Origin of the sequence: Amycolatopsis viridis (assembly GCF_011758765.1) — a bacterium.
Classification (GTDB): domain Bacteria; phylum Actinomycetota; class Actinomycetes; order Mycobacteriales; family Pseudonocardiaceae; genus Amycolatopsis_E; species Amycolatopsis_E viridis.
On the sequence record NZ_JAANOU010000001.1, the window covers coordinates 5530564 to 5553653 of the forward strand.

Annotated in this window: 25 protein-coding genes and 1 tRNA gene; 12 read left to right on the forward strand and 14 right to left on the reverse strand. The window is 72.3% G+C overall.

Annotation, left to right across the window (positions count from 1 at the left end):
• Nucleotides 1-6 precede the first annotated feature (6 nt).
• Nucleotides 7-2730 carry an FtsK/SpoIIIE domain-containing protein gene (locus tag FHX46_RS27440; RefSeq protein WP_167120676.1) on the forward strand — a complete coding sequence of 908 codons (2724 nt, stop codon included), beginning with the start codon at nucleotides 7-9 and terminating at the stop codon, nucleotides 2728-2730.
• Nucleotides 2727-3083, forward strand: coding sequence for a hypothetical protein (locus FHX46_RS27445; protein ID WP_167120678.1), 357 nt, complete (start codon nucleotides 2727-2729; stop codon nucleotides 3081-3083). Before FHX46_RS27440 ends, FHX46_RS27445 begins: the two co-directional genes overlap by 4 nt.
• Here the strand turns inward: FHX46_RS27445 and FHX46_RS27450 are convergent, their stop codons facing one another.
• Nucleotides 3084-3251, reverse strand: a complete 168-nt coding sequence (locus FHX46_RS27450; RefSeq protein WP_167120680.1) for a hypothetical protein — start codon at nucleotides 3249-3251, stop codon at nucleotides 3084-3086.
• 94 nt (nucleotides 3252-3345) lie between these two features.
• Between FHX46_RS27450 and FHX46_RS27455 the strand changes: the two genes are divergently transcribed.
• Nucleotides 3346-3597, forward strand: coding sequence for a YbaB/EbfC family nucleoid-associated protein (locus tag FHX46_RS27455; protein ID WP_167120682.1), 252 nt, complete (start codon nucleotides 3346-3348; stop codon nucleotides 3595-3597).
• Between the two features lie 37 nt (nucleotides 3598-3634).
• Here the strand turns inward: FHX46_RS27455 and FHX46_RS27460 are convergent, their stop codons facing one another.
• Together FHX46_RS27460 and FHX46_RS27465 are read right to left on the reverse strand one after the other, a co-directional pair.
• A complete protein-coding gene (locus FHX46_RS27460; RefSeq protein WP_313886258.1) occupies nucleotides 3635-6010 on the reverse strand; it encodes an endonuclease/exonuclease/phosphatase family protein in 2376 nt (791 codons plus the stop codon).
• 122 nt (nucleotides 6011-6132) lie between these two features.
• Nucleotides 6133-6525, reverse strand: coding sequence for a hypothetical protein (locus FHX46_RS27465; protein ID WP_167120684.1), 393 nt, complete (start codon nucleotides 6523-6525; stop codon nucleotides 6133-6135).
• Between the two features lie 177 nt (nucleotides 6526-6702).
• On the opposite strand from FHX46_RS27465, the gene FHX46_RS27470 reads away from it, so the two are divergent.
• Complete coding sequence (locus tag FHX46_RS27470; protein ID WP_167120686.1) at nucleotides 6703-7617, forward strand: ABC transporter permease; 915 nt, start codon at nucleotides 6703-6705, stop codon at nucleotides 7615-7617.
• Between the two features lie 67 nt (nucleotides 7618-7684).
• On the opposite strand, the gene FHX46_RS27475 is transcribed toward FHX46_RS27470, so the two are convergent.
• The 4 genes from FHX46_RS27475 to FHX46_RS27490 all read right to left on the reverse strand — a co-directional run bounded on the left by FHX46_RS27475 (nucleotide 7685) and on the right by FHX46_RS27490 (nucleotide 9016).
• Nucleotides 7685-7771, reverse strand: a tRNA-Ser gene (locus FHX46_RS27475).
• 45 nt (nucleotides 7772-7816) lie between these two features.
• Nucleotides 7817-8029, reverse strand: coding sequence for a CsbD family protein (locus FHX46_RS27480; protein ID WP_167101223.1), 213 nt, complete (start codon nucleotides 8027-8029; stop codon nucleotides 7817-7819).
• Nucleotides 8030-8079: 50 nt separating this feature from the next.
• The gene (locus tag FHX46_RS27485) at nucleotides 8080-8532 is read right to left on the reverse strand and encodes a nucleoside deaminase (RefSeq protein ID WP_167120688.1); all 453 of its coding nucleotides are present in this window, start codon (nucleotides 8530-8532) and stop codon (nucleotides 8080-8082) included.
• 1 nt (nucleotide 8533) lies between these two features.
• Entirely contained in the window at nucleotides 8534-9016 is a 483-nt protein-coding gene (locus FHX46_RS27490; protein ID WP_167120689.1) for a tRNA adenosine deaminase-associated protein, read from the reverse strand.
• 58 nt (nucleotides 9017-9074) lie between these two features.
• Here FHX46_RS27490 and FHX46_RS27495 point away from each other — a divergent pair, with 58 nt between their 5' ends.
• The gene (locus FHX46_RS27495; protein ID WP_167120691.1) at nucleotides 9075-10301 is read left to right on the forward strand and encodes a M20 metallopeptidase family protein; all 1227 of its coding nucleotides are present in this window, start codon (nucleotides 9075-9077) and stop codon (nucleotides 10299-10301) included.
• 6 nt (nucleotides 10302-10307) lie between these two features.
• Nucleotides 10308-11276 (forward strand): prephenate dehydrogenase, encoded by a 969-nt coding sequence (locus tag FHX46_RS27500; RefSeq protein WP_313886259.1) that lies wholly within the window; start codon nucleotides 10308-10310, stop codon nucleotides 11274-11276.
• A 3-nt stretch (nucleotides 11277-11279) separates the two neighbouring features.
• Here FHX46_RS27500 and FHX46_RS27505 read toward each other — a convergent pair whose 3' ends face one another.
• Nucleotides 11280-11573, reverse strand: a complete 294-nt coding sequence (locus FHX46_RS27505; protein WP_167120692.1) for an antitoxin — start codon at nucleotides 11571-11573, stop codon at nucleotides 11280-11282.
• A gap of 93 nt (nucleotides 11574-11666) precedes the next feature.
• On the opposite strand from FHX46_RS27505, the gene FHX46_RS27510 reads away from it, so the two are divergent.
• Nucleotides 11667-12107 (forward strand): SRPBCC family protein, encoded by a 441-nt coding sequence (locus FHX46_RS27510; RefSeq protein WP_167120694.1) that lies wholly within the window; start codon nucleotides 11667-11669, stop codon nucleotides 12105-12107.
• 83 nt (nucleotides 12108-12190) lie between these two features.
• Here FHX46_RS27510 and FHX46_RS27515 read toward each other — a convergent pair whose 3' ends face one another.
• Nucleotides 12191-12958 (reverse strand): SGNH/GDSL hydrolase family protein, encoded by a 768-nt coding sequence (locus tag FHX46_RS27515; protein WP_313886260.1) that lies wholly within the window; start codon nucleotides 12956-12958, stop codon nucleotides 12191-12193.
• A gap of 57 nt (nucleotides 12959-13015) precedes the next feature.
• The gene (locus FHX46_RS27520; protein WP_167120696.1) at nucleotides 13016-13651 is read right to left on the reverse strand and encodes an NAD(P)-dependent oxidoreductase; all 636 of its coding nucleotides are present in this window, start codon (nucleotides 13649-13651) and stop codon (nucleotides 13016-13018) included.
• Between the two features lie 93 nt (nucleotides 13652-13744).
• Here FHX46_RS27520 and FHX46_RS27525 point away from each other — a divergent pair, with 93 nt between their 5' ends.
• On the forward strand, nucleotides 13745-14308 hold the full coding sequence (locus tag FHX46_RS27525; RefSeq protein WP_167120699.1) for a TetR/AcrR family transcriptional regulator: 564 nt from the start codon (nucleotides 13745-13747) through the stop codon (nucleotides 14306-14308).
• Here the strand turns inward: FHX46_RS27525 and FHX46_RS27530 are convergent.
• Nucleotides 14305-14769 carry a GbsR/MarR family transcriptional regulator gene (locus tag FHX46_RS27530; protein WP_167120701.1) on the reverse strand — a complete coding sequence of 155 codons (465 nt, stop codon included), beginning with the start codon at nucleotides 14767-14769 and terminating at the stop codon, nucleotides 14305-14307. The two genes, FHX46_RS27525 and FHX46_RS27530, sit on opposite strands and share 4 nt — an antisense overlap.
• Nucleotides 14770-14861: 92 nt before the next feature.
• Here FHX46_RS27530 and FHX46_RS27535 point away from each other — a divergent pair, with 92 nt between their 5' ends.
• The 4 genes from FHX46_RS27535 (at nucleotide 14862) to FHX46_RS27550 (ending at nucleotide 20171) form a co-directional block, all read left to right on the forward strand.
• On the forward strand, nucleotides 14862-15758 hold the full coding sequence (locus tag FHX46_RS27535; protein ID WP_167120703.1) for an ABC transporter ATP-binding protein: 897 nt from the start codon (nucleotides 14862-14864) through the stop codon (nucleotides 15756-15758).
• Complete coding sequence (locus FHX46_RS27540; RefSeq protein WP_167120705.1) at nucleotides 15755-17350, forward strand: ABC transporter permease; 1596 nt, start codon at nucleotides 15755-15757, stop codon at nucleotides 17348-17350. The genes FHX46_RS27535 and FHX46_RS27540 overlap by 4 nt, the downstream gene beginning before the upstream one ends.
• A 113-nt stretch (nucleotides 17351-17463) precedes the next feature.
• Nucleotides 17464-18723 (forward strand): MFS transporter, encoded by a 1260-nt coding sequence (locus FHX46_RS27545; protein WP_167120707.1) that lies wholly within the window; start codon nucleotides 17464-17466, stop codon nucleotides 18721-18723.
• The gene (locus FHX46_RS27550) at nucleotides 18720-20171 is read left to right on the forward strand and encodes an NAD-dependent succinate-semialdehyde dehydrogenase (RefSeq protein ID WP_167120709.1); all 1452 of its coding nucleotides are present in this window, start codon (nucleotides 18720-18722) and stop codon (nucleotides 20169-20171) included. The genes FHX46_RS27545 and FHX46_RS27550 overlap by 4 nt, the downstream gene beginning before the upstream one ends.
• 26 nt (nucleotides 20172-20197) lie before the next feature.
• On the opposite strand, the gene FHX46_RS27555 is transcribed toward FHX46_RS27550, so the two are convergent.
• From FHX46_RS27555 to FHX46_RS27565, 3 genes are read right to left on the reverse strand one after another with little or no spacing between them, the layout of a single operon-like run.
• On the reverse strand, nucleotides 20198-21001 hold the full coding sequence (locus FHX46_RS27555) for an ABC transporter ATP-binding protein (RefSeq protein WP_167120711.1): 804 nt from the start codon (nucleotides 20999-21001) through the stop codon (nucleotides 20198-20200).
• Nucleotides 20998-22047, reverse strand: a complete 1050-nt coding sequence (locus tag FHX46_RS27560) for a FecCD family ABC transporter permease (protein WP_167120713.1) — start codon at nucleotides 22045-22047, stop codon at nucleotides 20998-21000. Before FHX46_RS27560 ends, FHX46_RS27555 begins: the two co-directional genes overlap by 4 nt.
• Complete coding sequence (locus FHX46_RS27565; protein ID WP_167120715.1) at nucleotides 22044-23069, reverse strand: FecCD family ABC transporter permease; 1026 nt, start codon at nucleotides 23067-23069, stop codon at nucleotides 22044-22046. The genes FHX46_RS27560 and FHX46_RS27565 overlap by 4 nt, the downstream gene beginning before the upstream one ends.
• Nucleotides 23070-23090: the final 21 nt, after the last annotated feature.

The window sequence follows — 23090 nt, forward strand, 5'->3', positions numbered from 1 at the left end:
CGCGCGATGCCGAAGCCCAACGAGCAGAAACGCCGGGTCGTCGCGGCCCTGGGCGCCATGCGCGAGAAGCTCGGCATGGTGCTGGGCGCCGCGCAGGCGGGACGCCAGATCGCCGAGACCGAACTGGCCCGGCTGCAGCTGGAACAGCAGATCGTGCGGGTCGGCATCGACGCCGCGGCCGGGGACGAGAACCTCGCCACCGCACTGCGCAGCCCGGTCATGGCCGGCGTCCGGGACAAGCTCAACGCGCAGCACGCCGCGTTCTACACGGACGCGGCGACCGTGCCGGCCCGGCTGCGCGACCTGGTCGCGCACGTTGCGCCCGGGCCGGCGAGCCTGCCGCCCAGCGCGTGGCTGGGCCGGCCGGGCCGGGAGCCGCTCAGCCCGCCGCCGTTGTGGCGCATCGGATCGTCCACCATGGACTCTTCCGGCCCGTTCCCGGTGGTGGTGCCGCTGCTGGACGACTCACACCTGGCGATCACCACGGCCGTGCGCACCCGTCACGCGGTCGAATCGCTCATCGAGGGCCTGCTGCTGCGGGTGCTCAGCGCGATGGAGCTCGGTGCGGTGCGGGTGCACCTGTGGGACGTCGCGCAGCTGACCGCGGTGCTGCCGAACCTGTACCCGCTGTCGCGCACCTCCGCGGTCACGCTGTACGACCCGGACCAGCTCGGCGTCCTGCTCGACGAGCTCACCGGGCACATCCGCCGCATCCACGCCCAGACCATGCAGTCCGGGCACACGTCGCTGCGCGGGCTGCGCGACCAGCTCGGGCAGCGGGTCGAGCCGTGGCGGATCGCGGTGCTGTTCGGCAACGGCGAGACCTGGGCGCCCGAACCGCTGCGCGAGCTCAAACGCATCGCCGGCGCCGCGCTGGCCGCCGGCATCTCGCTGATCACCGTGGACGTCCCGGCGATCCTGGGCGGCTCCTTCGAAAACATCCGCATGCTCGACGAGCACCACGCGGCAACCAGCATGACCGGGCCCGACCTGGTCGTCGACCTGGACCCGCCGATCCCGTCGACCGAGGTCAGCGCCGCCGCGAGCCGGCTCGCCGACGCGCTGGTCGAGAAACAGGGCGGCCCGCGGTCGTTCCGCGACCTGCTGCCCGCCGAGCTGGGCCAGGAGAGCTCCGCGCGCGAGCTGCGCGCGCCGGTCGGGTTCTACGAGGGCGATCCGGTCGAGGTGGTGATCGGCGACGCGAGCCCGCACGCGCTGATCGGCGGCCCGAGCGGCTCGGGCAAGACCAACTTCCTCTACGCCCTGCTCGGCAGCCTCGCCGCGCGCTACCCACCGGACGAGCTCGCGCTGTACCTGCTGGACTTCAAGGAGGGCGTGTCCTTCGCCGGGCTCGCGCCAGGCCGCCGCGACGCGAGCTGGCTGCCGCACGCACGGCTGATCGGGGTGAACGTCAACACCGACCGCGAGTTCGGCCTGGCGCTGCTGCGGTTCCTCGCCGACGAACTGCGCCGCCGGTCGGCCGCGGCGAAGGAGCACGAGGTCACCGACCTAACCGGGCTGCGCCAGCAGGACCCGGACGGGCACTGGCCGCGGATCGTCGCGGTGATCGACGAGTTCCAGTACCTGTTCGCGGGCCGGGACGGGGTCACCAACCAGGCAACGGCGCTGCTCGAGGACATCGCCCGCCGCGGCCGCGCCCAGGGCATCCACCTGATCCTGGCCAGCCAGGACATCGCCGGGATCGACGCGTTCTGGGGCAAGCCGGCCGTGTTCGAGCAGTGCACGCTGCGCATCGCGATGCCCAAGGCGCGGCGTGTGCTCGCCGAGACCAACAACGCCGCCGTCGCCGCGCCGAAGTGGCACGCGGTGATCAACCACGACTCCGGAGTGGCGCACGGCAACCAGCTCGCGCACGTGCCGGACGCGAGCAGCAAGGACATCTTCTCGACGCTGCAACGGGAACTGTGGGAGCGCTACGCCCGGGAACACGAGCGGCCGCGGCTGTTCGACGGCGCGCACTCACCGGTGCTGGAGCATTCGGCCGCGTACGCCGCGCTCACCACGGGCGCGACGCCGCGGGCGCTGCTGGGCCAGTCGATCGACGTGGCCGACACCGCGTGTGCGGTCGAGCTGACCGGGGCGCCCGGCCGGAACCTGGCGGTGATGGGCACGGCGATCGCCGAGGCACTGTCCATCATGGACGCCGCGGCGCGGTCGCTCGGCCGGCAGTACCCGCCGCACGAGGTCGAGTTCCTGGTGTCCTGCCTGGTGGACCGGTGTGCGTCCGCGGTCGGTGAGCTGGCCGACGGTCTCGAGGCCGACGGGCACCGCGTGGTGCGGTTGAGCGACGTGGAGCTCGGCGAGCACATGGCGAAGCTCGCCGAGGAACCCCCCGAGCACGCGAGGATCCTGCTGCTCTACGGCGTGGACGGAGCGTTGCCGATCCTCGAGCAGAAAGCACCCGGCCAGCTGAAGAGCGGGCTCGACCACTTCCGGATCGTGCTCAAGCAGGGCCCCGGAAAGGGCACCCACACGATCGGGTGGTGGCGCAGCACGGCCCGGCTCAAGGACACGCTCGGGTTCGCCGGAACCGACGACATCGGCGCGTGGGCGGCACTCGACGTGCAGGGCTCGGAGCTGAGCCAGTTCGCGGCCGGGCAGGTCGTGCACTGGTCGCCGCGGCCGGGACGCGCGTTGTTCTTCGACCGCAGCACGCACGTGTCTCCCGAAGTGATGATTCCTTTCGACCGGCCGGAGCACCAGTCGTGAACGCAGGCCAGGAGTACAAGCAGATCGTCGGGCTGGCCGGTAAGGCAGCGCAGGAGCTGCGGGCGTGGGAGCGGCGGCGAGCCGCGGAGCTGGACGCCGAGATCGCGGCCGCGGAAGCCGCCGTGGCCGAGGCCCGGGAGCGCGAGACCCGCACGGTGCAGGGCGCGCAGCACTGGTGGCGGATGGCGCAGGACAACGTGAGCCGCCTGCCCTGGCTCGAGGTGGGCGCCGACCCCGCACCGGCCCCGCACGCCTACGCCTCGCGGCTGGACCTGTACCTGCGCGAGGTCAAAGAGGCGTACCAGGAACTGGTCGACGCGGTGCTGTCGCTGGGCTGGCGCGCACGGCGTTAGCTAGTTCGCCGGGCGCATCCAGGTCTCCGGCTCGAGCGTGTCCGGCTTCGGCAGCGGACGGCGCACGTACACCCGCGCCCAGATCAGGACGCCGCGCACGGTGGCCGGCACCGCGGGCGCGACGTCGCGGCGGGAGAGGTGCTCGACGGTGGCTCGTGTCCAGTGCATGATCGTCAGACGTTGCGCGCATGTGGTTGGTTGCACACGAAACCACTGGGGAGTCGGTGACGTCATAGTGACCGATGGAGCGAAAGAGGTCCGGGTGAACCGCGATCTGACCACCAAGTCCGTCGAGGAGCAGTCCGCTGCCCGGCGCCGCCAGGCCGCGCAGCAGGTCACCACGGCCCAGGACGACTGGGGGCTGGTCGAGGTCGGTGTCTCGCCCAGTGGCGAGGTCCTCGAGGTCGCCGTCAACTCGGCGCTGTTCGAGCAGGTGCAGCCGATGGACCTCGCCGAGGCGATGCTCCAGGCCGCGCGGGCCGCCCAGCGCCGGGCCCGGCAGCTGCACCGCTGACCGCCGCCGCGCTGGGGGCGGCGGCGGTCAGCGGGCGTCAGCGGGCCGGGCGGTAGCGGATGATCTGCGGGTCGTGGTCGCTGGCCTGCTCGGCGAACTCGGCGTTGATGTGCACGACGTCGTAGTCCACCCGCGACAGCGCGGGCGAGGTCAGGATGTGGTCGAGCACCTGCGAGTTGCCCTCGTAGACGTAGCTGTACCGCTCGCCGGCGGGCAACCGGTCGATCTGGTCGGTCAGCGCACCGCCTGCGGTGAGCGTGCGCAACGCCGGTGCGAACTGGTAGTCGTTCAGGTCACCGGCCACGACGACGTCGGCCCAGGGGTCGGCGGCCAGCACCTGGTCGACGAACCCGCGCAGCACCCGCGCCTGCTGCCCGCGCTGGGCCTCGGAACTCCGGGCGGGCGGCTGGTACCGGCCGTGCACCGGCTGGTCACCGCCCTTGGAGTTGAAGTGGTTGGCGATCACGAACACGGTGTGCCCGTGGAACACGAACTCCCCGGCCAGCGGCTTGCGGCTGTTCGTCCACGCCGGGTTGCCCGGGTCGATCCGTCCCGGTGACACCGACAGGTGCGGCCGGCCGTGGTCGGCCACCACCGACACCGGCGTCGTCGCGTCCCCACCCGGACGGTCCACGAAGGACACCCGGTCCGGGTTGAAGAGGAAGCCGACGCGGATGTTGCCGCCCGGCTCCCCGCCGTCGGTCCGATCCTGCGGGTCGATCTGGCGCGACTCGTAGCGCGGACCGCCCGCCGCGACGATCGCGTCGGTGAACCGCTTCAGGGTCTGGTCGGCGGCCACCAGGCCGTCACCGCCGGCGCCGTTGTTGTCCTGGATCTCCTCCAGGGTCACGATGTCGGGCGCGGCGAGGTTGTCCACGATTCCGTGCGCCAGCTCGTCGAACTTCGCCTGATCGTCCACAGCAGACAGGTTCTCGACGTTGTAGGTCGCGACGGCGAGCTCGCTCGGCGACCGCTTGCGCGTCACCTCGCGCTGGATGCCGCCGTCCTTGAGCTCGCCCAGGGCAGTGGCCTGCACCGTGTAACCGCCGTAGCTGTCGTACTCGATCGGACCGGAGGTGAGCCCGGCGAACGTGTCCCCGGTGTTCGCCTGCGGGAAGGGGTGCTGCGCGAACGGGATCAGCGACTCGACCTTGAGCACGCCGGTGTTCGGCGAGTCGTATCCGGTGTAGACGGTGCCGCCGCGTCCGGTCGGGTTCTCCGCCGGTTTCGTGGTCACGTAGACCTCGTGGTAGCTGGTGGACGGTCCGACGACGCGGGCGTCCGGGACCGTGACGACCTCGCCCTCGTGCGCCTCCCAGAAGTCCAGCGCGTACTCCGCCGGCTCCAGCGGCAGGTTCTCGATGTTGCCGCCCGGCTGCGGCACGAGCGCGCCCGGGACGGTGTCCGGTGTGATCACCGTCGGGGCGGGCAGCGGGTTGCCGGTGGACTGGACGGTCCAGCGCGCACCGGTGATCTCGGTGGTGGACTGGTGAACGGAGGTGGCCGGGCTGTCCGGGTAGTACTCGGTGACGGTGCCGGACACCGTGACCGCGTCGCCGACGGCGACCGCGGGCGTGGCCGAGCCGGTGAACACCAGCACGCCCTCGCTGGTGCGCGGGTCGTTGTCGGGCTGCGGATCGGTCAGCCAGAAGCCGCGCGCGGAACCGAACGCCCGCACGGCGGTGACGATGCCGGTCACGCCGGTGACCTTGGTGCCGGCCAGCGGCGAGATCCGCGTGGTGCCCTGGACGTCGTGGATCCTGGCGGGTGCGCCACCCGCGTCACCGCCGGAGGTCTGACCACGGCCGTTGACCGGGGTGGGGGCACCGGTCGCGAAGTCGGCCGCGTTGTCGTCGGTGTCGGTGAGGGTCGCCCGGGCGGTCGAGGCGGTGTTGCCGGGCGTGGGGGCCGGATTGCGTTCGCGGACGGCCGCCGAGCCGTAACCGACGAGGTCACGGATACGGGGATCGGCGGCGCAGTCCGGCGTGGTGAGACAGGTCAGGGGTGTGGTGCCGTGGACGAGCGCGACGGTGCCGGACGTCGCGGCCATCGCGATCGAGCCGGTGGCGTCGGCGGCGGGCAGCGGCACCGTGCCGCCCGAGCCGGTGGCCTCGGCCACCAGGTAGCGGCCGCCCGCGGCCACCGAGCCGGTCAGCGGAGTGACCTGCCAGCGGCTCGACGCGCTGGGCGAACCGGGCAGGTACTGCACACTCCAGCCGTCCAGCCCGACGGTGCCGCCCGCAGTGGCGAGTTCGATGAAATCGCTGGTCAGCGTGGCGCCGCTGTTGCCACCGCCCCCGTAGACCTCGGCGATCACGACGTCGGCGCTCGCGGCCGAGGCGGGTGCCGCCGCTACCGCCGATGCGGCCAGCGCGGTGGCGGCGAGCACGCCGATTCTTCGAGTGGTCGTCACCCTGAGTCCCCTCGTCTGATCATCAGTCGAGGCATCTTCCCTCGGTGAGGTGAGGCGAAGGAAGACTCACCGGCAACAACCGGTAACGGTTCGTCCGCCCGGCCTACGACCGAGGACGGGTGTCAGTGGTCGTTCATGAACCCGCTGTGCGTGGCGTAGCCGTTGTCGCCCTTGTAGTAGAGATCGACGTAGACGCCCTCCGGCAGGTTGTAGCGGCCGCCCTCGCTCGCCCGGTGGGTGGTACAGGTGCCGAAGCCGCTGGCCACGGCTTCGTACTTCCACGGCCCGGCCCACACGTTGACGACCGCGCTGGCCCCGTTGGCCGCCGTGTCGCACACCGCGATCCGGTCCCCGTACTCCTCGGCGTAAACGGTGACGCCGAGCTCCGAGAAGGTGTGGTCCCAGCCGTCCCCCGGCGGGTCCGGCATGGCGGAGGCGCTACCGGCCGGGACGAGCACCCCGGCGGCCGCGAGGGTCACCACGGCGGACAGGGTGCGGATGTTGATCAGTGTCATCGGCCGAACGTAGGCTCGCACCCCGACCAGCCGCTGACACGATCGGGTGATGACTTACCGAGGTCAGGGACAGTCAGTACGGGTGAGCTACGGAAATCGCCGATCGACGGGGAACCGCTCCCGTACCGCCGCACCCACCCGCTCCGGCGGTAGCTTGGCTCCGTGCAGCCATCAACTATGGAACGAGCGCAGAGCGCCACCAGTGCTCCGGCGGACGATCCGCGAAGCTGGAGCCGCGCTCGCGAGGACCTGCGACGGGGCTTCCGGTCCTGGCGGCTGTGGGGCCACCTGGGGTGGAACGACATCCGGAGCCGCTACCGTCGCTCCCTGCTGGGACCGTTCTGGATGTCGGTGACGATGGGCCTCACGACCGCCGGGCTCGGCAGCGTGTTCAGCCTCATCTGGCACAGCCCGGCAGCGACGTTCGTCCCCTACGTCGGCACCGGCCTGATCGTCTGGGCCTTCATCGGCGGCTGCCTGTCCGACGGAATGGGCAGTTTCACCGAGAGCGCGGAACTCCTCGCGCAGACGTCGGCCCCGCTCACCGTCCACGTGTTGCGAACCGTGTGGCGGCAAACGCTCATCCTCGCCCACAACCTGATCGTCTACTTCGTCCTCCTCGCGCTCTTCTTCCGCCGACTGCACGAGCACGGCTACACGATGGACGGGCAGCCGTGCGGGACACCGGGCGGCATGGTGTGCCACCCCGGCCTCGGCTGGAACGCGTTCCTGGTGATCCCCGGTTTCGGGCTGGCACTGGCCGGCGGCATCGCCGCGGCGATGATCCTGAGCGTCGTCGCCACGCGGTTCCGGGACGCCCCACCGCTGATCGGCGCGATCATCCAGCTTCTGTTCATCCTCGTCCCGATCACCTGGCCACTGGACACGCTGATCCAGAACGCGCCGGGGAAAGCGTGGATCATCGAGCTCAACCCGCTGTTCCACTACGTGCAGATCATGCGGCAACCACTGATCGGACAGCAGCTGCACTGGTGGAGCTGGCTGGTGGCCGCCGGCCTGACGCTGGCCGCGTGGACGGTCGCACTCGTCGTGCTGCGGAACTACCGGGCGCGCATCCCCTACTGGGTCTGACCCGGCTCCGGAACGACGGAACGCCCGCCCCCGAACCAGCGGGGGCGGGCGTTCTGCCTGTTCGCAGCGGTAGCGGTGGGATTTGAACCCACGGACGGGGTCAACCGTCACACGATTTCGAGTCGTGCTCCTTCGGCCGCTCGGACACGCTACCGCCGACTAGGTTACTAGACGCCCGAGAGCGGCTCGCAGGCACTCCTCACCTGGTGCGGAAGCGGCGCTGCGCGTCACGTGCCGCGGTGGCCGCCCAGTCCGCGACCTCGGTCGTCGTCTCACGCACGATGCCGCGGATCCGCTCGGCGCGGCCGGCCGCCTGGTGACGACGGCTGCCGGTCAGGCGCCCGAACAGCTCCCGCGCCCCGCCCTTGGCCTGACGGGACCGGCTCGTCATCCGGTTCTTCACGACGTTCATCGACCCTCCTTCGACGCGGTCGCTCCCGGGCTACCCCGCCACCCGGCGGATCACACGTCGCGGTGACCGGCGAAGAACTCGGCCAGCAACGCGGCGCAGTCGGCCTCCAGCACGCCGCCGCGCACCTCCGGCCGGTGGTTGAGCCGGCGATCGCGCACCACGTCCCACAGCGATCCGACCGCGCCGGTGCGCGGCTCCCACGCCCCGAACACCACGCGGGCCACGCGCGCGAGCACCAGCGCCCCGGCGCACATCGTGCACGGCTCGACCGTCACCGCGACGGTGCAGCCGTCCAGCCGCCAGCCGTCGCCGAACTCGCGGGCGGCCGCCCGCAGCGCCAGGATCTCCGCGTGCGCCGTCGGGTCGCCCAGCTCCTCGCGCGCGTTGTGGGCGCGGGCGAGGAGTCGGCCGTCCGGCGCGAAGACCGCGGCACCGATCGGCACGTCCGGGCCGGCCTCCCGCGCGGCGGCCAGCGCCGCGGACACCAGGTCGGCGTCGGACACGTCAGATCTCGTCGAGCAGCGCGGTGAACTCGCTGCCGAACCCGCAGCGCTGCGCGATCATCTGCAGCTGCTCGTCCGGGTAGAGATCGACCTCACCGGCGATCACCTCGAGCTCCGGCCCGGGCAGGCCGAGGTCGGCGAGGATGTCGAGGTCGCCCTCGGGCCAGATCGAGTCGTCCTCCTCGTCCGGCGGATCGACCCGGAGCACGTCGAGCACGTCGGCGGCGATGTCGTAGTCCAGCGCCGCCGCCGCGTCCGAGAGCAGCAGCGACGGCCCGCGCGGGCTCGGGCGCACGATCACGAAGAACTCGTCGTCCACCGCGAGCAGGCCGAACACGGCCCCGGTGGACCGCAACTTGGCCAGCTCGGTGATGGCGGCGTCCAGCCCCGTGAGCGCACCGGCATCGAGCGCGCTGCAGCGCCACTTGCCGTCCTCCCGGACCACGGCCACCGCGAATCCCGAAACCGGCTCCTTCACCGACATAGCGCACACCGTATACCTGGACGGATCATCGGTGCAGTCGCTCTGCGAGGATCGGATGATGACGGGACCCACCGAGCTGCCCCCTTTGCCGGACACCCGGCTCGCCGTGTTGCGCTCCGAAGCCGAGGCTCTGCAACCGGCCACCGTCGCGCTGCGCCGTGAGATCCACGCCCACCCCGAGCAGGGCCTGCACCTGCCGCGCACCCAGGCCGCCGTCCGCCGGGCGCTGGAGGACCTGCCGCTGGAGATCGTCGAGGGGAAGTCGACCACCGCGCTGACCGCGGTGCTGCGCGGCGCGCAGGACGGACCGGCGGTGCTGCTGCGCGGCGACATGGACGCGCTGCCGCTGCAGGAGGACACCGGCCTGGAGTTCGCCTCCGAAGTGGACGGGACGATGCACGCGTGCGGCCACGACGGCCACACCGCGATGCTCGCCTCGGCCGCGCGGCTGCTGGCGGCCCGCCGCCACGAGCTGGCCGGTTCGGTGGTGTTCATGTTCCAGCCGGGCGAGGAGGGCTACCACGGCGCCCGCCACATGATCCACGAAGGCGTGCTCGACGCCGCCGGTTCGCGGGTGGAGCGGGCCTTCGGCATCCACCTGCTGCCGCACGTCGAGTCCGGCCTGATCACCACCCGTCCCGGGCCGTTGATGGCCTCGAACGACACCTTCACGATCCAGGTGACGGGCAAGGGCGGGCACGGTTCGAGCCCGCACAACGCGATCGACCCGGTCCCCGCGGCCGCGGCGATGGTCGGCGCGTTGCAGACCATGGTGACCCGGCGGATCAGCGTGTTCGACCCGGCGGTGGTGTCGGTGACCCGGATCGCGGCCGGCACCACGACCAACATCATCCCGGAGACCGCGGAGGTGGCCGGGACGATCCGGACCCTGTCCGAGGCGACGCGGGCCCGGGTGAAGGCCGAGCTGCCGAAGGTGTGCGAGGCGGTCGGTGCGGCGCACGGCTGCCGGGTACTGGTGGACGTCGAACCCGGCTACCCGGTGACCGTGAACGACCCGGAGCAGGCGCTGCGCGTGCTCGACCTGGCGCAGCGGGTGCTCGGCCGGTCGGAGCTGCTGGCCGACCCGAACATGGGTGCGGAAGACTTTTCCTATGTGCTGCAACGGGTCCCCGGCGCGTTCGCGTTCCTCGGGGCGTGCCCGCCCGAGGTCGATCCGGCGGAGGCGCCAACCAACCACTCGAACCGGGTGCGCCACCACGAAGGCGCTTTCCCGGCCGGGGTCGCGATGTACGCGGCCTTCGCGCTCGACGCCCTGGCAGGATGACGCACCGTGCGAGACGTGTGCGTGATCGGACTCGGGTTGATCGGCGGCTCGGTGCTGCGTGCGGCCGCCGCGGCCGGGCGGACCGTCTGGGGCGCGACGACCGCGGCGGGTGACGCGGAGGCGGCGCTCGCCGACGGCTTCGACGCCTCCACCGACGTCGTGGCCGCCCTGCGCCGGGCCGCCGACCGGGATGCGCTGGTGGTGCTGGCGGTCCCGCTGACCGCGGTCGAGGAGGTGCTGCGGACGGTCGGTGAGTGCGCGCCGTCCTGCCTGCTCACCGACGTGACCAGCGTGAAGACCGGCGTGGTGACCGCCGCACGGGCGTTCGCACCGCAGGCCCGGTTCGCCGCCGGGCACCCGATGGCGGGCACCGCGGAGTCCGGCTGGCGCGCCGGCACCGCGACGCTGTTCCGGGGCGCGGCGTGGGTGGTCTGCGTCGAGGACGACACCGACCTCGCAGCGTGGGCCGAGGTGGCCCGGTTCGCGATCGACCTCGGCGCGCACGTGGTCCCGCTGACCGCGGCCCGGCACGACGAGGCCGTCGCACGGATCTCCCACCTGCCGCACCTGCTGGCCGCCGTGCTCGCCGCCGTCGGCGCGGACGGCGGGCCGGTCGCGCTGGCCCTGGCCGCCGGGTCCTACACCGACGGCACCCGGGTCGCCGCGACCCGGCCGGACCTGGTGCGCGCCATGACCGAGGGCAACCGCGAGGCGCTGCTGCCGGTGCTCGACGAGGCCCTCGGCCGGCTCGGGGCGATGCGCGGATCACTGGCCTCGACCGGCGGTCTCGCCGTCAGCATCAACTCCGGTCACGAAGGCGCACAAGCGCTGGCGAGCGCCCGGCAGGCCACGCTGTCGGGCGTTCGCGTCGCCCTGGACGCGCCGGACGCCCGGAACGGCCTGCGCGCCCTCGGCGAACGCGGCGGCCGCATCACCGCTCTCGCCGACGGCACCGCCATCGGCGAGGTGCCGTAGGTCCTACGGCTCAGTCGGTCCCGTCGGTCCGGTCGGTCCCGTCGGTCCCGTCGGTCCTGTCGGTCCTGTCTGGGGGCCGGCCGGACCGGGACCACCCTGCGGGTCGGATCCTCCGCCGGACTGCTTGTGCAGGAAGTCCTTCGCCTTCGACGTCACGCTGTCGATCTTGTCCGCGTGCTGGCCGAGCTTCGACTTGGCGAACCCGCTCGCCTTGTCGATGCCGCTTTCGATCTTGTCCGCGTTCTGGTCGAGCGCCTGCTGCGCCTTCTTCTTGATGTCGTTGAAGTCGATGCCCATGAACCCATGAAACCCCACGGTCAGCGGCCCCGCATCCGGTGAAGCCCTGGTTTACTGCTCGGTAACCCCGACTCCGGAACGGAAAGGTCAGCGATGCCCCGCAGAACGTTCTCCTTCGAGATCACCCGCACCAGCAGCGCCCCGCCGGCGACCCTGTTCCGGCTGGAGAGCGACGGCGCACGCTGGTCCGAGTGGGGCAAACCGCTGATCGTGGTGTCCCGCTGGGACCGGTGGGCCGGGCCGGCAGGCGGGGTCGGCGCGATCCGGGCCGTGGGCGCGTGGCCACTGCTGATCCGGGAGGAAACGCTGGAATACGAGCCGGACCGGCGGCACGTCTACACCTTCGCCGGCACCGCGCCGGTGCGCGACTACCGCGCCGAGGTGCTGTCCGAGCCCGACGGCAACGGCACGCGGCTGACCTGGCGTGGCTCGTTCCAGGAGAAGGTGCCGGGCACCGGGCCGATCGTGCTCGCCGCGCTGCGCATCGCGATCACGGTGCTGTCCGCACGGCTGGTCAAGGCCGCCGAGCGCTGACCGGCGCCGGGGAGATCCCGGCCGCCGGCGCAAGGCGGTCATCGCCTCCGCCGCCGCCCGGCGAAGCGGGCCGGCGACCGGGTTCACCCGTTCGGCCCGGCGGAACCGGCACGGCCGGGTGCACCCAGCGACCGGCCGACCGCATCCGCGAGCGTTCCGGCCCACAACCGGTACCCGGGCGGCCCGGGGTGGAAGCCGTCGGCCGCGAACAGGGCCGGGTCGACCACCTCACCGGGCACGGGGCAATACGTGACGTCCGGCAGGGCGGCGAGCGTCGCCGCCGCCGTGTCCAGCGCTTCGCCACGCAGACCCAGGACGAGGCGCAACGGCTGCGGGAGTGCCGGGAACGCCCGCAGCGGCGGCACCCCGGCCAGCAGGACCGGCACCGGCCCGAGCGCGCGCCGCGCGGCGACCACCAGGGCCAGCAGGTCGCACCGGTACCGGCCCGGCGAGCGCAGTTCGATGGTGTCGTTCACCCCGAGGGCCACGACGAGCAGATCGGCCGGTTCCCGGCAGGCTTCGTCCAGCAGCTCGGACCGCACGGTGCGCGCGTTGGCGCCGGTCCGGCCCGCCACCCGCCAGGAAATCCCGCGGTGCAGGCGGCTTGCCAGCGCCACCGCGAGCTGCCCGGTCAGCGCCTCCTCGTGCGTCCGCGCCCCAACACCATCCACAGTGGACTCGCCGACGACCAGCAACCGCAGCGGGTCGGGCCCGGGCACGGACCCGTGGCGTGGCCCGGTCGCCCCCGGCAACCTCGGCGTGGTCCGGCGTACGCGCAACCCCTGGGCCACCAGCACCGGCGCGAGCCCGGCGGTGGCGGCGACCGCCAAACCGGCCCGGAACGGAGACACTCCCGCACCCGCCTGCTTCGCACCCCGCGTCCCCGCCACCCTGACCTCCGGCTCCCGTCAACCCTTCGCCACCGAGACGGCAACCCGGGACAGCGCGGGATCAGCGACCGCGCGCAGGACGTAGTCCGCCAGGTCGGCCCGCGAGATGGTGAAGCTCCCCCGCACATTACCCCTGGTCTCGCTCGCGATGCGGCCGGTGTGGGGGCCGTCGCTGAGCTTCGGCGGCCGCACGATGGTCCAGTCGAGCCCGGACGCGGTGACCCGGCGCTCCATCTCGCCCATGTCCGCGTACCCCTCACGCAGGATGCGGATCAGGACGGGTTTGAACAGCAGCCTGGTGAACCACCCGTCCCCCTCGCGGTGCATGCCGCTGTTGCTGACCACCGCCAGACGACGCACACCGGCCGTCGTCATCGCGGCCATGATGCTGCTCGTCCCGTCCCGGCAGATCACGCTCGGTCCACGGCCACGCGGCCCCAGCGCGGACACGACGGCTTCGCGGCCGCTGATGGCGGGCACCAGCGCGTCCGGGTCGAGCACGTCCGCCGTCACCACCTCCAGTCGCGGCTGCGCCGGCACGTCCAGGCGGGCCGGATCCCGCACCACCGCGGTCACCTGGTGGCCCGCGGTGAGCGCCTGCCGCACGACGTGCGCGCCCGTCCCACCGGTCGCACCGAACACCGTCAGTTTCATGGCTTCCTCCTCCGTGGTTAGTGTTCACTCACCTGCTATGGTGAGTGAGTACTCACCAACCGTCAAGCACGGCTGAGAGAACGCTGAGGAGCGATGGGAACGCGGGAGAAGATACTGGCCGCGGCCGCGGGGATCATGCGCGAGCAGGGTTATGCGCGGGCCACCACCAAGGAGATCGCCCGCGCCGCCGGCTTCTCGGAGGCCGCGCTGTACAAGCACTTCGCGGACAAGACCGAGATCTTCCTGGGCGTGATCTCGTCCCAGCTGCCGGCCCTGGACACGGCGCTGGGCGAACTCACGGCGGGGCGGCACAGCGTGCGCGGCAACCTGGTCCGCATCACGGCGACCGCGATCGACTTCTACACCGAGAGCTTCCCGATCGGCGCGTCCCTGTTCTCCTCGCAGGACCTGCTGGACGCCCACCGGGCCGCGATCCGCGAGCGCGGGGCGAGCCCCCGCGGCCCGGTCTCCCGCCTCGCGGAGTACCTGCGCGCGGAGCGCACCCTCGGCCGCCTGCCGTCCACTTCGGACCCCGACGCGATCGCGGCACTCCTCCTGGGCGCCGCGTTCCAGCAGGGCTTCCTCCGGAACTGGGACGCCGACTCCGGCGACCCGGCGGGCCTGGCCCGCAAGCTGGTCAAGGCCGTGCTGCCCTAACGCTCCGCGCGCTCCTTCTCCCAGCGCTCGAACAGCAACGGGAGCTGTTCGATGAGGAAGCCCAGGAAGTCCCGCATGTCGGCCAACCGCTTGCCGGCGGGCGTGTCCTCGCCCACCACCGGGATACCCTCGACGGCCGCGTCCCGCCACAGCTCCATGAGCCGGTCGCGCTTGCGCATGCTGGCGAACCACATGTCGTCGGTCACCCGGAAGTGGTCGCGGCGCGATCCGGGTTCCCGCTCCCGAACGACCATCCCGACCTGCTCCAGGTAGCGGACGGCTCCCGACACCGCGGCCGGGCTGATCTGCAGCTTCTCCCCGATCTCGCCCGCGGTGAGCCGGCTTTCGTCGGTCACCACCAGTGCCGCGAACACCCGCGCGGGCATGCGCTGGAAACCGAGCTGCGTGAGCACGAGCGCCAGGCGCTCGACGTAGCGGCGCACCGCCTCCTCGTCCCGCATGCAGATCACCCTTCCGCAGTCGTCCAGCGCTTCAGCCAATCTATACGTTTTCCTAACTTCACAACTTTGTGAAATGAATGTACCTTCGGCGCATGGACAACGCCATCTCCATCGAGGGCCTGCACAAGTCGTTCGGCGCGACGAAGGCCCTCGACGACCTGAACCTGCAGGTCAAGAGCGGAGAAGTGCACGGCTTCCTCGGCCCCAACGGTGCCGGGAAGTCAACCACCATCCGCGTCCTGCTCGGTCTGCTGCGCACGGACCGCGGCACCGTCCGCCTGCTCGGCGGCGACCCCTGGCGCGACGCCGCGAGCCTGCACCGCCGGCTCGCCTACGTCCCCGGTGACGTCAACCTCTGGCCCAACCTCTCCGGTGGCGAGGTCATCGACCTGCTCGGGCGACTGCGCGGCGGCCTCGACAAGCGCCGCCGCAACGAGCTGATCGAACGCTTCGACCTCGACCCGAAGAAGAAGGGCCGCACCTACTCCAAGGGCAACCGGCAGAAGGTCGCGATCGTCGCGGCCCTGTCCTCCGACGTCGAGCTGCTGATCCTCGACGAGCCGACCTCCGGCCTCGACCCGCTGATGGAGGCCACCTTCCAGTACGCGATCCAGGAAGAGCGCGACAAGGGCCGCACGGTGCTGCTGTCCAGCCACATCCTCGCCGAGGTGGAGGCCCTGTGCGACCGGGTCAGCATCATTCGCAACGGGCACGCGGTCGAGACCGGCACCCTCAGCGAACTCCGCCACCTCACCCGCACGTCGATCGTGGCGGAGCTCGCCGGTCACCCGAACGGCCTCGCCTCGCTGAGCGAGGTGCACGACCTGAAGGTCGAGGGCAACCGGGTCCGGTTCGACGTCGAGACCCAGTCGCTGGACGAGGTGCTGCGCAAGCTCACCGAAGTCGGCGTGCGCAGTCTGACCAGCCAGCCCCCGACGCTGGAGGAGCTCTTCCTCCGCCACTACACGACGGAAGCGAGCGCACGATGAGCGCGCTGGTCGGTACCCGGCACCTCGTCCGCCTCGCGCTGCGGCGGGACCGGGTCGTCCTGCCGATCTGGGTGCTGGTGATCGGCCTGTTGCCGGTCAGCTCCGCCGGCGCCTACGGGCAGCTGTACCCGGACGCCGCGAGCCGGGCGTCCCTGACCGCGGGGATGAGCGCGAACCCGTCCATCACCCTGCTCTACGGGCCACCGTTCGACCTGTCCACGGCGGGCGGGTTCACCGCATGGCGCTTTGGGGTGTTCGCGCCGCTGTTCCTGGCTCTGGCCTGCATCCTCACCGTCACGCGGCACACCCGGCAGGAGGAGGACACCGGGCGCCAGGAACTGCTGTCCTCGGCGGTCACCGGCCGCTACGCCGCTCTCACCGCCGCGGTGGTCACCGCGGGGATCGGCGCGGTCGCCACCGGCTTGCTGGTGGCCCTGGGGCTGACCGGCACGGGTCTGCCCGCGGGCGGTTCGGTGGCGTTCGGCCTCGGGATCACGCTGACCGGACTGGTGTTCGCCGCGGTCGCCGCGGTCGCGGCCCAGCTGGCCGAGTACTCGCGTACCGCCAACGGCATCGCGGCCGCCGTGCTCGGGGTCGCCTTCGCGCTGCGCGCCGTCGGCGACGCGGCCGCGGACGTGTCGTGGTTGTCGTGGCTGTCGCCGCTCGGCTGGGCGACCCGGCTGCGGCCGTACGCCGGGGACCGCTGGGCGGTGGCGTTGCTGCTCCTCGCCGCGGCGCTGGTGCTGGGGCTGGTGGCCTACCGCCTGCTGCCGCGCCGGGACGTCGGCATGGGCCTCTTGCCGGCCCGGCCCGGCCCGCCGGTGGCCGCACCCGGACTGCGGTCGCCGTTCGCCCTGGCCTGGCGCCTGCATCGCGGCGCGCTGCTCGGCTGGATCGCCGGCTTCGCGGTGTTCGGCGCGATGTTCGGGTCGCTCGCGGCGGGCATCGGCGACATCCTCGGCGACAGCGCCCAGACCCAGCAGATGCTCGAGCGGCTGGGCGGGACGCAGAACTTGATCGACACGTTCCTCGCGGCGATCGCGAACATCTTCGGGATGATCGCCGCCGTGTATGCGGTGCAGGCGACGATGCGGATGCGCGCGGAGGAGACCGCGCTACGGCTGGAACCGCTGCTGGCAACCCGGGTGCGGCGCTTGCAGTGGGCCGCGGGGCACCTGGTGTTCTCGCTGCTCGGCACGGCCGTGCTGCTCGTGGTGTCCGGCCTGTTCGCCGGTCTGCTGCACGGGCTGCGGGTGGGCGACGTCGGCGGCCAGATCCCCGCGGTGATCGGGGCGACGGTGGCGCAGGTGCCCGCGGTCTGGGTGGTCACCGGGATCGCCGTGCTGGTGTTCGGGTTCGCGCCGCGGTTCACGACGGCCACCTGGGCGGTGCCCGGACTGTTCGTCCTGCTGTCGCTGTTCGGCCCGGTGGTGCAGGCACCGCAGCCGGTGCTCGACATCTCGCCGTTCACCCACGTCCCGAGGCTGCCCAGCGCGGAGTTCACCGTGACCCCGTTCGCGTGGCTGCTCGGGATCGCCGTGATCACCCTTGCCACGGGTCTGGCACGGTTTCGGCGCCGGGACATCGGATAGTCCTGGCGCGGGCGAGTGGCGGAGCCCGGACCGGTCGGAGGTCCGGGCTCCGCCACTCCGTTTTTGTCGGTACCCCTCGCTAACGTCGTTCTCGTCGACGACATGGGGGGAACATGCGATGGGGGTTGCTGGCGCACGCGGATTTCCGGCGGCTCTGGCTGGCCGATGCCCTGAGCCAGTTCGGCGACCGGATCAACCTGCTGGCCGTGCCGTTGCTGGCGGCGATCACACTGCGGGCCACCGCCTGGCAGGTGTCGTTGCTGCGGGTGCTGGAGACGCTCGCCTTCCTGCTGCTGGCCCTGCAGGTGGGCGTGTGGACCGACCGGATGCGCAAGCGCCGCGTGCTGGTCCTGGCCGATCTGGGACGCGCGGTGGCCTTCGGGTCGGTGCCGCTCGCCGCGGTGGCCGGGGTGCTGACGATGACGCACCTGTGTGTGGTGGTTGCGGTCGCCGGGGTGCTGTCGGTGTTCTTCGACGTCGCGCACCGGACGTACCTGCCGGGCCTGGTCGACCGCGACCGGCTGGTGGAGGGCAACGCCCGGTTGCAGGCGAACGTGTCGGTCGCGGCGGTGGCGGCGCCGAGCCTGTCGGGATGGCTGGTGCAGCTCTTCGGCGGCGCCGCCGCGGTCGGGGCCAACGCGGTCAGCTTCCTGTGGTCCGCGTGCTGGTTGCGGCGGATCGGGGCGCCGGACCGGGTGCCGGTCGCGCGGGCGCGGGCACCGCTGCGCCGGGAGATCCGCGAGGGCCTGCGGTTCGTCGGGCGGGACCCGGTGCTCCGGGCGAACGCGGCACACAGCGTCTGTGTCAGCGTGTGCCAGCAGTTCCAGGTCACGGTGGCCGTGCTGTTCCTGCTGCGCGAGGTGCACCTGTCGCCCGGCGTGATCGGGTTGCTGCAGGCCGGCGGGCTGATCGGGGCCGTCCTCGGTTCGGTCGTGGCGCGGCGGCTCGGCGACCGCTTCGGCGCGGCGCGGGTGATGTGGGCGGCCGCGCTGCTGTGGGGCGCGGGTTACCTGATGATCCCGCTGACCGCGCCGGGCGCGGCAGTCACCTGGTACCCGATCGGCAACTTCCTGACCGGGCTGAGCATCGTGGTGCTCAACGTGCACCAGCTCAGCTACCGGCAGGGCGTCACGCCGGAGTGGTTGCAGGGCCGGGTCGCGGCGACCAGCACGTTCCTGCACTTCGCGCCGGGGCCGGTGGGGAGCCGGCTGGCGGGCGTGCTGGCGAGCACGGCCGGGCTGCGCGGCACGTTGTGGCTGGCCGGCGCCGGAGTCGCGGCGTCGGCGCTATGGCTGGTCTGTTCACCGCTGCGCCGGATGCGGCGGTTGCCCGAGGCATACGAGGAGGAGCGCACGGGTAGCCACGGCACATGACCCTCGATGGAGTACCGCGTCAGCTCTTCCTCGCCGGCCAGTGGCGGGACGCCGCGGACGGGAGTCGCTTCGGCGTGCACGACCCGGGGACCGAACAGCAGCTGTGCGAGGTGTCCGACGCCCAGGACGCCGACGTCGCCGAGGCGATCGAGGCGGCCACCGCGAAGCAGGAGGAGTGGGCCGCCACGCCGCCGCGCGAGCGGGGCGAGATCCTGCGCCGCGCGTGGCAGCTGATGACCGACCGCGCCGACGAGCTGGCCCGGCTGATGACGCTGGAGATGGGCAAGAGCCTGGCGGAGTCCGCGGCCGAGGTCACCTATGCCGCCGAGTTCTTCCGGTGGTTCTCCGAGGAAGCGGTGCGCGTCGACGGGCGGTACGCGCGCAGCCCCGCCGGGGGCGGTCGGGTCATCGTCTCCAAACACCCGGTGGGGCCGTGCATCCTGGTGACGCCGTGGAACTTCCCGCTGGCGATGGGCACCCGCAAGATCGGACCGGCCATCGCCGCAGGCTGCACGATGATCGTCAAGCCCGCGCAGCTGACGCCGTTGTCGATGCTGAACCTCGCCGGGCTGCTCAAGGAGGCCGGCCTGCCCGACGGCGTGCTGAGCGTGCTGCCCAGCACCTCCGCCAGCCGGGTGGTGAACCCCGCGCTCGCCGACCCGCGGATCCGCAAACTGTCCTTCACCGGTTCCACCGAGGTCGGCCGCAAACTGGTCGAACAGTGCTCGCCCAACCTGCAGCGGATGTCGATGGAACTGGGCGGCAACGCACCGTTCCTGATGTTCGAGGACGCGGACCTGGACGCGGCCGTGCAGGGCGCGGTCACCGCGAAGATGCGCAACAACGGCGAGTCGTGCGTCGCGGCGAACCGGTTCCACGTGCACTCCTCGGTCGCCGGCGAGTTCGTGCGGCGGCTGACCGACGCCATGTCCTCGCTGAAGGTCGGGCACGGCACCGAGGACGGCGTGCAAGTCGGCCCGTTGATCAATGCGGAGCAGCGGGACAAGGTGGTGGAGCTGGTCGAGGACGCCCTGTCCCGCGGCGCACACGCCACCACCGGTGGCAAGCCGCTCGACGGCGACGGCTTCTTCTACTCGCCGACGGTGCTCACCGACGTCCCACCCGACGCGCGCATCCTCCGCGAGGAGGTGTTCGGCCCGGTCGCGCCCGTCACCACGTTCGAGGACGAGGACGAGGCGGTCCGGCTCGCCAACGACACCGAGTTCGGGCTGGTGGCCTACGTGTTCACCCGCGACCTCGACCGGGCGATCCGCGTGGGCGAGCGGATGGCGACCGGGATGGTCGGGCTCAACACCGGTCTGGTGTCGAATGCGTCCGCGCCGTTCGGCGGTGTCAAGGCGTCCGGGTTCGGCCGCGAGGGCGGGGCCGAGGGCATCGAGGAGTACCTCGACGTGAAGTACATGGCCCTGTCGCTCACCGAGAGCTGACCACCGGCAGTCCGGTTCGGACTGTCCTAGTGGGCACCGTCCCGCAGGTGCGCGCTGATCGGGATCACCAGCGGCGTACCGGAGACCGGATCCGGCAGGACCTTCGCCGCCAGCCCGAACACCTCGTCCAGCAGCGGTTCGGTCAGCACGGCGGACGGCGAGCCCTGCGCGAGAACGCGCCCACCGCGCATGGCGACCAGCGTGTCGGCGTAGCGGGCGGCCAGGTTGAGGTCGTGCAGGACCATCACGACCGTCGTGCCGCGGTCGCGGTGCAGCCGGTGCACCAGGTCCAGCACGTCGATCTGGTGCGCCAGGTCGAGGTAGGTGATCGGCTCGTCCAGCAGCAGCAGTCCGGTCTCCTGCGCCAGCGTCATCGAAATCCACGCGCGCTGCCGCTGCCCGCCGGACAGTTCGTCCACCACGCGGTCGGCCAGCACGTCCATCCCGGTCAGCCGCAGCGCGGTGGAGATCGCGTCCTCGTCCGAGGACGACCACTGGCGGTACCAGCGCTGGTGCGGGTGCCGCCCGCGCGCCACCAGGTCACCGACCGTCAAGCCCTCGGGCGCGACCGGCGACTGCGGCAGCAGACCGACCACCTTCGCCACCTCACGCGTCGGCAGCTTGTCGATCCGCTTGCCGTCCAGCAGCACCGCGCCCTCCCGCGGGGCCAGCAGCCGCGCCAGCGCCCGCAGCAACGTCGACTTGCCGCAGCCGTTCGGGCCGATGATCGCGGTGATCGTGCCGTCCAGGACGTCCAGGTCCAGACCGTCGACGACGAGACGCTCGCCGTACCCCAGCTTCAGGCCCTCGGCCCGCAGTCGTGCCGTCATGCTCGTGCCTCCCGGCGGCTCCGGACGAACAGGAAGATCAGGTACGGCGCGCCGAGGACCGCGGTCAGCACCCCGACCGGCAGGTCCGGCAGCAGCAGCCGGGTCAGCAGGTCCGCGCCCACGGTCAGCAGCGCGCCCAGCACCATCGACCCGGCCAGCGGCGGTTGCGCGGTCTTCGCCAGCCGCATCGCGATCTGCGGTGTCGCCAGCGCGACGAACGTGATCGGCCCCGCCGCGGCGGTGGCGATCGCGGCGAGCGTGGCCGCCAGCAACAGCAGTGCGCCGCGGGCGCCGTCGACCCGGATGCCGAGGCCGCGCGCGGTGTCATCGCCGAACTGCAGGCCGCCGACGGTCCGCCCGCACACCAGCGTGATCGGCACCAGCACGGCCAGCGCGATCGCGACCGGGCCCACCGAGTCCCATCCGACATCGGCGAGGTTGCCGACCAGCCACGTCGTCGCGCGCGCCGCGTCGTTCACGTCCCCGGCGGCGAGCAGCCAGTTCACGACGTTGTAGCTGATCGCCCACAGCCCGATGCCGATCAGCACCATGCGGTAGCCGTCGACGCCGCGCCGCCACGACAACGCGTACAGCAGCACCCCCGCCAGCAGTCCGCCGAGCAGCCCGGCGACCGGCACGCCGATCGCGCTCACCGTGCCGCTGACCTGGCCGCGGTACCCACCGGCGACGATCGCGGCGACCGCGCCGACGCCCGCACCCCACGTAATACCCAGGATGTCCGGGCTGGCCAGCGGGTTCCGCGCGACCGACTGGAACAACGCGCCGGACAGCCCGAGCGCGGCACCCACCAGCACGCCGGCGAGCGTGCGCGGCAGGCGCAGGTCGAAGATGATCCCGCGTTCCCGCCGGGTCCCGCCGCCGAGCAGGGTCTCCAGCACGTGCCAGATCCCGATGCGGGAGCTGCCCATCCCGATGTTGATCGCGGCGACGAGCACCAGCAGCACCGCCGCGACAACCACGACCGCGATCACCCGCGGCTTGACCGTCCACGCCACCGGCCCGGCGGCCAGCACCTTGCGCGTCATACCTTGCTCAGCCCCCGCCGCCGCACCAGCACGATGAACACCGGCGCCCCGATGATCGCGAGCAGGATGCCCACCTCGAAGTCGTCGCCGGTCAGCACCCGCCCCAGCACGTCGGCCGTCAGCAGCAGCACCGCGCCGAGCAGCCCGGCCACCGGCACCAGCCAGCGGTAGTCCGGGCCGGTGATCGCGCGGGCGAGGTGCGGCACGACGAGCCCGAGGAACGCGATCGGCCCGCACGCGGCGACCGCCGACCCCGTCAGCAGCGTGATCGCCGCGACGCCGAGCACGCGCGTACGCACCACCCGCTGCCCGAGCGCGGTCGCGACGTCCTCGCCGAGTGCCAGCGTGTTCAGGCCGGGCGTGTTGATCAGCGCAAGCAGCAGGCCGGCCACCAGGAACGGCGCGATCTGCCCGGTGATCGCGAAATCGCGCCCGGCGATCGACCCGATCCGCCAGAACCGGTAGATCTCCATGCCGCGCTCGTCGCCGAGGATGATCGCCGACACCAGCCCGTGCAGCAGCGCGCTCACCGCGGCGCCGGCGAGCGCGAGCGTCACCGGCGTCGCGCCCCCGCCGCCGACCGCGCCGAGCAGGAACACCGCAACGCTGGCCAGCAGGGCGCCGGCCAACCCGAACCAGATGAACCCGTAGAGCCCGTCGATCCCGAGCACGACGACCGCGAACACGACCGCGAGCGCGGCGCCGTGTGTGACGCCGAGCAGGCCGGGGTCGGCGAGCGGGTTGCGCGTGTGGCCCTGCATGAGCGCGCCGGCGACGCCGATCGCGAGCCCGACGAGCAGGCCGAGCACCGTGCGCGGCACCCGCAGCGACCGGACGATGATGTCCGGTTCGGCCCCGGCGGGGTGGGTGAGCGCCGTCCACACCTCCCCGAGCGGGATCGTTTTCGTACCCAGCGCGACGCTCGCCGCGCAGACGAGGACCAGCAGCACGGCGAGCACGCCGATACCGGCCACCCGGCGCTGCCTGCGCGTCCGTGGCCGGGCTGTCGCCACCACCGTCACTGCTGTCGCCTATCCAACTCG